This is a genomic window from Mesorhizobium sp. M4A.F.Ca.ET.020.02.1.1, assembly GCF_004022645.1.
Taxonomy (GTDB): Bacteria; Pseudomonadota; Alphaproteobacteria; order Rhizobiales; family Rhizobiaceae; genus Mesorhizobium.
The window spans coordinates 1-1,757 of record NZ_RZOI01000992.1; the positions used below are offsets into that span (position 1 = coordinate 1).

At 61.9% G+C, this 1,757-nt stretch carries 3 protein-coding genes and 1 pseudogene; all 4 read left to right on the forward strand.

The features are described from left to right. Nucleotides 1-272: pseudogene (locus EN742_RS34010) on the forward strand (conjugal transfer protein); the annotation flags it as partial. Nucleotides 273-295: 23 nt separating this feature from the next. Beyond that, nucleotides 296-493 (forward strand): hypothetical protein, encoded by a 198-nt coding sequence (locus EN742_RS34015; protein ID WP_245492464.1) that lies wholly within the window; start codon nucleotides 296-298, stop codon nucleotides 491-493. A 9-nt stretch (nucleotides 494-502) separates the two neighbouring features. Then, the gene (locus EN742_RS34020; RefSeq protein WP_128333823.1) at nucleotides 503-1,504 is read left to right on the forward strand and encodes a type IV secretion system protein; all 1,002 of its coding nucleotides are present in this window, start codon (nucleotides 503-505) and stop codon (nucleotides 1,502-1,504) included. A 49-nt stretch (nucleotides 1,505-1,553) separates the two neighbouring features. Next, a partial coding sequence (locus tag EN742_RS34025) for a VirB8/TrbF family protein (RefSeq protein ID WP_245492465.1) occupies nucleotides 1,554-1,757 on the forward strand: 204 nt, incomplete at its 3' end.

Genomic DNA, 1,757 nt, shown 5'->3' on the forward strand with positions numbered 1-1,757 from the left:
AGACCGTGCTTGGCGTTTCGGCCCTGATCAACGGCTCGCAGCAAGCCGTCGAGAGCCGACGGGCAGCGCTCGAGAGCGCGGGGCAGGGGATCGGAACCTCGAAGGACATCAAGGGCTCGATCGACCAGAACACGCAGCTTCAGGTGCAGACCGGCCTTACGCTGAACGAGATGATCGGCACGATGAACGGCGCGGTGCAGTCGCTGCAGGCCGACAACCAGCGCAAGCTCACCGACATCTCCAACACCAGGAAAGCGCTCAGCTACAAATGAGTGCGGTGAAGGTTTCCACCCTCATGTCCATTGTCGCGATCTCGCTCCTCGCTGCCGGCTGCGGCACGCCGAAGGAGAAGACAGCACCCTGCAAGCGGCCGGCCAATCTCACCGGCTACGCTGCCGATCCGCGTGTCGAGTGTGGACCAATGCGATCGATCAATCCGGACCGCGGGGCGGCGCTGGCCGCTATCGATGGCCTGGCCGGACAGGCAGAGTAGGATAAGGCAGTGGAGGATTTCATTGGCGAACTGCTGCAGCGTATCGACGCGTCGGGCCAGAATTTCTCGCAGCGTGCTTACGAAGCACTGAGCGCCAATCTCGAGCCGCTGCTTCGGTTGCTCTTCGTTCTCGTCGTGCTCCTTTACGGAACGCAGCTGTTTCTCGGAACATCCCGGCTGAGTGTTGCCGAGATCATCGGCCGTCTTGCCCGCGTCATCGTCATCTTCATCCTTGTCGGCACCTGGTCCAATTTCGACGCGCTCGTCTATGACTGGCTGACCAAGGTGCCGGAAGCAGCCGGCCGCGCCGTGCTCGCCGCCTCGGGCACTGGCGTGACGGAACCGACCAATGGCCTATCGCAGATCTGGAAGACGGCGAATGTCGCGGCCTCGACTTTTTCCGAACAGGCCGGCTACTTCTCGGTGCTGCCGGCACTGATCGGCATGGTCATCATGGTCTTTGCCGGGCTCTTCGTGGCGATCGCGCTCGGCATCTTGGTGCTTGCCAAGGTGATCCTGTGGGTGCTGCTCGGCACCGCGCCGATCTTCATCTCCTGCATGCTCTTCAATCCGACCCGGAATTACGCCATCGGCTGGCTGAACCAGTCACTGCTTTATGCGCTGATTCCGCTCTTCGTCTATGTCATCGCCGCTTTCCTCATTGCGGCCATGGCGCCCGAGCTCACCAAGATCAACCAGATCTCCGGCAACCGGGAGCTGAAGCTCAGCGACTTCGCCGCCTTCATCATGCTCTGCCTTGCCGGCTCCTTCGTCCTGATCCAGATCCAGGCATTGGCGCAGGGTATTGTCGGCGGTCTGGCGACGCCGATCGGACATCGATCACGCTCCTTCACCGACCGCGGCATCATGCTCGGGCGCATGGCAATCGGCACGTCATCACGGCAGATGCAGGCCGCGGTTCATCGCGTGCAGGCGCAGCTTCACCCGCCGCGCACCATGGCCCGCGAGGCCATGCAGCGCGCCATCACAGCCAACGGGACACCCGGATAGTAGCTTGAGCCCGACCAAATGATTGTCCAAACCAACCTCGACGGAAAGCATGGCAGACAGCACCGACGACAGACTGCGAACATATTTCCAGCAAGGCGATATCTGGGAAGCCGAGATCATCAAGCGGGTGAAGCGCTCCAGCCGCGTCGCCTGGCTCTTCGCTCTGGTGTTTGCCGGCATTGCCGCACTCAGCCTTCTTGCGGTCGTGCTGATGCTGCCGCTCAAGGGCTTCGAGCCATACCTGGTCGAGGTC

Excerpts from the sequence above, each read along its gene's own strand:
- EN742_RS34015 (WP_245492464.1), top strand. The coding sequence starts at position 296 with ATGTCCATTGTCGCGATCTCGCTCCTCGCTGCCGGCTGCGGCACGCCG.